Genomic DNA, 6,300 nt, shown 5'->3' with positions numbered 1-6,300 from the left:
CACTTTGGGCCCGGGTAGCCCGCAAATTTGGGTTGCAGCGGCGTTTTCATTGCGGAAAACGCCCATAGATGCGGAAGCCCTACTCTACACCCACAGGGAAAATGCTCTAGACCTCGCAACTTAAGTAAGTTACCGGCGTACTGTTTCCCCAGATCGGGATTCAGACACGACTTCGCGTGAGACCCCCTAAAGACGGATTGATTCGTTAGTTTTCACTATGCCCGCCCTGGTGTATTGCCCCGGACCCATTTCGAAACACAACTGTATACAGCCATAAACACTTTGGGCCTGGGCGGCCCGAAAATCCTGGATCGGCAATTGCTACACAAACGTTTAGGAAAGGACGGTTAACGAATGAGGCCTACATATTACCTGAGGAAGTCGCTGAAGACGGGAGACGTGAAGCGTATCCCGTTCGCTGCCGATGATTTTCAAGAGATGGGTGTCCCAGCGTCTTTAATGGCGGGTATGCCAGAGTTGGAGGCGTTCCAGCTTGTTAACAAGCGCAACACGAATCAGCGTCACCAGCGTTTCGTCTATGCACTGGAGCGAGCATAGATGAGTGACTTGAAAAGACGGCTGCCAAGAAAGCTCTCATTGAGGCTGAGGCTTCCCGGTTCGAAGCAAAGGACCATCTGTAGGAACTGACCGCGAATTTGGAACGGGAACTTAATCCGATTCGGCGTCGTCTCCCGCTCACGGATGAGCAGGTTGCATCGCAGGCAAGCCTTATCCCTTTGTTTTTACGTGGCTGTTAGTGCTGCGGTCTCAGCTATATGTGACCCGCTTCTCTACTAACTCACAGAGCTTGTGTGTTGGCGGTAGTTGACACTGCACAGGAGGAATCACAATGCATCCACTACGGAAACTTTCGGGATTTCGGTAACACACGGCCGCTCAAGTGAGCGATTGTGGAGCGCACCATTTGCCCTCCGGCCGTATCCGGCTCTGAAACTGTTCCGCGATGCCACCTATGCGTTGCGCAAGGATAAGCTCCGGCTGACCTTTGGGACTATCCAAGCCCCTGGTCTGATCACGACGGAGGAGTTTCAGATCAGCTAGCGCTGCGGCCACGCGCGGCCTGCACGAGTCCTGGGCGGAGAAACCTGCCCCAACTGGCTATGGCTGGATGTTGATTACGTTTACTTTTTCGTCGTATTGTTTTATTTGTTTTTATAATCATTTCTTGTTATTAATGGTCATCCTGAAAGGGCAGTCATGATGACTCGTCGAAGTTTTCTGCAGAACGCCGCCGCCTTAACCGTCATGTCGCCCGTTGCCGCTCATGCTAAGGGACCGTTGCCTATCCGCATGGCGGTGGAATACAGCATGCTGCCTGAGAACCTGTCGATCGCGCAGCGCTTCCAGCTTGCCAAAGATTGCGGCTATGAGCAGATCGAGTGTCCTACCGAAGCCGATCAGGCCACGGCGGAGGCCATGAAGGCTGCTTCCGAAAAGTTTGGGCTGCCCATTCATTCCGTCATGAATATGGATCACTGGAAGTATCCATTCACCTCTTCTGACCCGGCGGTGGTGGAGAAAAGCCTGGAGGGCGCGCGCACTTCGATTCGAAACGCGCATCTTTGGGGCGCCTCGACGGTGCTGTTGGTGCCGGGTGTGGTGAATGCCCAAACATCCTACAAGGATGCATACGTGCGATCGCAGGCAGTCGTCCGCAAGCTGATTCCACTCGCCGAGGAGTTGAACGTAACGCTCGCGCTCGAAGAGGTCTGGAATAAATTCCTGCTGAGTCCGTTGGAGTTTGCTCACTACATTGACGAATACAACTCACGGCATGTGCGCGCCTACTTTGACGTGGGCAACGTCGTGCTCTACGGCTACCCGCAGGATTGGATTCGCACCCTGGGCAAGCGCATCGTCAAGCTCCACATCAAGGACTTCGCCTTCCAGCGCGGTAAGGGTGGCGGAGATTCCATAGCTCGCTGGGTGTCTCCCGGCGACGGGGATATCGATTGGATCGCCGTCCACGCAGCGCTGGAGGAGATCGGTTATCAGGGGACGGCGACGCTCGAGCTCAACTCCGGTGATGCGGATTACCTGAAGGACATGCGGCGCCGCTTTGCTCTGATCTTGTCAGGCGAGATGCGTTCCAAGGCTTAGTCGGCAGATCACTGCAGACTTTCCGGCCCATGCGCCAGGAGATGCTTGTCACCTTTATGATTCACGTTATGCGATTGACTCGTCTCTGTTTTCTACTGACGACTACTCTTGCGCCTCTCGCTGCTGTAGTGCAGGCACAAAGCTCGCCGCTACCGGAAGGCGCGCATCGCGACACTGTTCAGCGCGTCTGCTCCAGCTGTCACTCTGTACAGATGTTCACCGCGCGAAGGATGAGCCGGGAGCAGTGGGGGACTACCGTTTCGAGCATGGTCGCGCGCGGAGCGAAGATTAACGATGACGAGTTCGACCAGATCGTCGGCTATCTGGCAACGACGTTTCCGCTCAATGGCGAAGCCGGTACGGGCACAGCGACAACGAAGCAAGCCAAGGCTCCACGCAAGCCCAGCCTGATCGATCAGGCCGGCTCCGACGACAAGCAGGTCGTTGATGAAGATGCCGCCGCTCGCGGCAAGACGGTCTACATCGCGCAATGCATTACCTGCCACGGAACACGAGCGCGCGGCGGCAGCCGCGGCGCAGATCTGGTGCGATCGGTCGTGGTTTTACATGATCGGTACRGCAGCACTATCGAGCCGTACCTTGCGCAGGGGCATCCCAAATCCAAGCCGGTGGCACTGACACAGGAGCAAGTGAAGGACCTGTCTCATTTTCTACATCAACAGATTGGTGACACACTGCGCACGGGACCTTATAACAATCCGCTGAATATCCTGGTGGGCGACTCCAAGGCGGGCAAGCTTTACTTCGAAAATACTGGCGGCTGCGCTAAGTGCCACTCGGTCACGGGGGACTTGGCTCACATCGCCGGCAAGTACGCTCCACCGGCTCTGCAGCAGAAGGTTGTCTTTCCGCAAAACCGGGCGATCACGAAGCAAGGCACGGCTTCGCGTCAACTCGTCCCGACGATCACGGTCACGACACCCTCCGGCGCAACTGTGACCGGCGAGCCATTGAATCTCGATGACTTCAACGTGTCTCTGCGGGACGCGAACGGACACTACTTCAGTTTTGCCCGCAGCCCTGAGCTCAAGGTAGAGAAGCACAATCCTTATGCGGGTCACGAGGCGCTACTCGACACATACACCGACAAGGACATTCACGATGTCGTGTCCTACCTGGAGACCCTGCAATGAAGCTTCTTGCAACGTTCTTCCTCGCCCTGTTCACCGTTGCTTCCATGCGCGCGGAAGGCCCGGAGCAGGCAAGCCCGGCACAGCGGACAGGCGGCGGCCTTGATCCAGCGGTGCTGCTTAATCCGACGCCGGACTCATGGCCGACTTACAACGGAGATTACTCAGGCCGCCGCTTCAGCACGTGTATATCACCGTACCCGACCATGTATGGGCGATTGATGCGCGGACAAGCAAGCCATTGTGGCATTACGCCTGGACATCCAAGGGCGGCATCCACCTGGGAAATCGAGGCGTTGGCATCTCGGGTGATTCCTTGTATTTCGAAACGCCGGACTGCAACCTGGTCGCGCTGAATCTGGCCGATGGTACAAAGCGGTGGAGTCAGTCCATCTGCGATCTGGACCAGATGTATTACGCGTCAATGGCTCCGTTGGTGGTAAAGAACCACGTGATCACCGGCGTCAGCGGCGATGATCTTGACCGTCCTGGATTTCTCGAAGCCCATGATCCGGAGACCGGCGCGCTGCAGTGGCGTTGGTCGGTTGTACCCAAGCCAGGCGAGCCGGGTTCTGAAACCTGGCCCAATGCTGATGCGATGGCACACGGCGGCGGCATGACGTGGATCTCGCCTACGTACGATCCGGAGTTGAACCTGCTGTATATCGGCACCGGCAATCCGCAGCCGGTGATTGCCGGCACTGGTCGCGAGGGCGCCAATCTTTATACCGAATCCATCGTCGCTCTCCATGCAGACACCGGAAAGATGGCCTGGTATTTCCAGCCTTCGCCGCACGATACCCATGACTGGGATGCAATCCAGACACCGGTTCTGTTCGACGGCGAGATGGAAGGCAAACCGCGCAAGCTGCTGGCACAGGCGAGCCGCAATGGCTGGTTCTTTGTGCTGGATCGCGAGACGGGGAAGAACTATGTCAGCTCGGAGTTCGTGAAGACGAACTGGACCAAGGGGCTGGACACCAAGGGACAGCCGATACCGAATCCTGCGAAGGAGCCGCAGATCCCGGGTGTGCTGGTTACACCGGATTCCTCAGGCGGCGTGAACTGGGCGCCTTCAACGTTCAGCCCGAAGACGGGATTGTTCTACATCAATGCCACGCGTTCGTTTTCGATGTTCTACATCTACGACGATAGCCATAAACCGGAAGGCTGGGGAGGACACGGCATCGGTGTATGGTCCGAGGCGATGCTGCAAGCGGTGGACTACCGCACCGGAAAAATCAAATGGAGCCACAAGTGGCAGACCCCGGGTGGGGAAAGCGGGCTGCTTAGTACCGCCGGCAATCTTGTGTTTGCCGGAGATCCAAACAATAACCTTGTCGCACTCGATGCAACGACCGGCAACCCACTCTGGCACGTCAACCTGGGGACGGGCATGTCAAACGGCCCCATCACCTATGAGTTGGATGGCCATCAATACCTCCTCGTCGGCGCAGGCGATAAGCTATTCGCCTTTGTCATGAACTAGGGTTAACTCTGCTCGTACTCCGTAGCTGCTATAGTTTCTTCGATTGCTTCAATCTGGGAGATCAGGCACATGATGAATCGCAGAACGTTTCTTAAGAGCGGAACCGCCGCCTCCGCTCTCCTTGCTGCCACGCGCTATCTGCCTGCCGATCCTCTTGGCCTGCCCATCGGCTGCCAGACTTACCCCGTTCGCAAGACCATCAACACTGACTTCGTTGGAACCATGAAGGGCCTGCGCGCGGCAGGGTTCACCCAGATCGAACTGTGCTCCCCCTACGGCTACAGCGACTTCTCCAGCCTGCAACAGTACAAGCCGCAGGAGCTGCGGCGCATGCTGAGCGACTGGGGCATCGGCTGCATCTCCGCGCACTGGGGGGCGAAGGAGCTGTTTGAGAAGGCTGACGAAAGCATCGCCTACGCCAAGGACTTCGGCATGACCCAGATGGCAATCGCCGCGCTCGGGCCCTTCCACCCCAAGGGCACTGAGACCATAGACGACGTGAAGCGCTTCGTTGAGCCTTTCAACGCGTTCGCCGAAAAAGCTCACGCCGCAGGCATCACCGCGCTGCTACACAACGAGGGCTTCGTCTCTGCGCACATCGACGGCAAGCCGGTCTACGACATGATGATCGCCGAGCTGAACCCGGCGACCACCAGCCTGCAGTTCCAGGTTTCCACGATGCAGCAGGGCTACGACCCTGTCACGTACTTCAATAAGTACCCCGGCCGCTTCCGCTCCATGCACTGCCAGGACTGGGTCAAGGATCCATCCACCAGTTCCGGCTTCCGCCAGGTTTCGCTGGGGAAGGGTGTCGTCGACTGGAAGGCAGTGTTTACAGCCGCAAAGACCGCAGGCGTGAAGAACTACTTCGTCGAACTGGAAGAAGACCCTGCGCTGATGCCACCCAGTGTGCCGTATCTGAAGTCGCTTAAAGTTTGAAGTGAATGCCTACGACGTCAGTAATCTCAATGATCATCTTGAGAATGGCTAGACTATCGTGGCAATGCATCGCGACGAAGTTTGATTTCGCTCGAACTGTTGCACTCATCACGCATTGTCTTTGCAACTCCAGCCTAATCTTCCACCGGAAGAGGCACCCCTTTTGTCCGGCTAAGGAGCTTTCGTACGACCTGGATCGCGATCAGCACCACAAGAACTCCTGCTGTTGCCAGGACGATTACTGGATGAGCCTTCACTATAGACCCGATGATCTGAACAATCCGTGGGCCGTAGAGAATCGTGATGGTAGCCAGCACGCTAAAGCGAAGAAACATCCCTGCGAAGACGGCACAAAAGAGCGAGATAGCCCGCATCTCGAAGACCCCGGCCGCAAGCAGGAAGAGCTTTACCGGCATCGGAGGCGCCATCACAGAGGGAATCATGATCGCCAGAAATTCCTGTCGTTCGAAGCGGTCGCGAAGCTTCTCATATCGGGCACGATCAATCTTCTTCATCAGGAAGAGTTCACCGCCCGCTCGACCCAGGTAAAAGGGCACCAGGCTGCCGAGGGCCTCACCCCATGCTGCGACGAGACAATAG

Annotated in this window: 7 protein-coding genes; 6 read left to right on the top strand and 1 reads right to left on the bottom strand. The window is 56.9% G+C overall.

What is annotated here, in order from left to right:
* Positions 1-354: 354 nt before the first annotated feature.
* The 6 genes from AB4043_RS18535 to AB4043_RS18510 all read left to right on the top strand — a co-directional run bounded on the left by AB4043_RS18535 (position 355) and on the right by AB4043_RS18510 (position 5,700).
* Entirely contained in the window at positions 355-558 is a 204-nt protein-coding gene (locus AB4043_RS18535) for a hypothetical protein (RefSeq protein WP_442299847.1), read from the top strand.
* A 660-nt stretch (positions 559-1,218) separates the two neighbouring features.
* Positions 1,219-2,121, top strand: coding sequence for a sugar phosphate isomerase/epimerase family protein (locus AB4043_RS18530; protein ID WP_442299846.1), 903 nt, complete (start codon positions 1,219-1,221; stop codon positions 2,119-2,121).
* Positions 2,122-2,189: 68 nt separating this feature from the next.
* Positions 2,190-3,275, top strand: a complete 1,086-nt coding sequence (locus AB4043_RS18525; protein WP_442307741.1) for a c-type cytochrome — start codon at positions 2,190-2,192, stop codon at positions 3,273-3,275.
* Positions 3,272-3,628 (top strand): hypothetical protein, encoded by a 357-nt coding sequence (locus tag AB4043_RS18520; protein ID WP_442307743.1) that lies wholly within the window; start codon positions 3,272-3,274, stop codon positions 3,626-3,628. Before AB4043_RS18525 ends, AB4043_RS18520 begins: the two co-directional genes overlap by 4 nt.
* Complete coding sequence (locus AB4043_RS18515; RefSeq protein ID WP_442307742.1) at positions 3,514-4,761, top strand: acido-empty-quinoprotein group A; 1,248 nt, start codon at positions 3,514-3,516, stop codon at positions 4,759-4,761. Before AB4043_RS18520 ends, AB4043_RS18515 begins: the two co-directional genes overlap by 115 nt.
* 69 nt (positions 4,762-4,830) lie before the next feature.
* Positions 4,831-5,700: a sugar phosphate isomerase/epimerase family protein gene (locus tag AB4043_RS18510; protein WP_442299843.1), complete on the top strand. Its 870-nt coding sequence runs from the start codon at positions 4,831-4,833 to the stop codon at positions 5,698-5,700.
* Between the two features lie 134 nt (positions 5,701-5,834).
* Here AB4043_RS18510 and AB4043_RS18505 read toward each other — a convergent pair.
* Positions 5,835-6,300, bottom strand: a 466-nt coding sequence (locus AB4043_RS18505; RefSeq protein ID WP_442307740.1) for a YqaA family protein, incomplete at its 5' end; no start/stop codon positions are given.

The sequence above is a fragment of the Terriglobus sp. YAF25 genome, assembly GCF_052113305.1.
In the GTDB taxonomy this organism is placed as follows: domain Bacteria; phylum Acidobacteriota; class Terriglobia; order Terriglobales; family Acidobacteriaceae; genus Terriglobus.
Note: the sequence above shows the minus strand (reverse complement) of the source record. Positions and strands in the feature narration are given on the sequence as shown.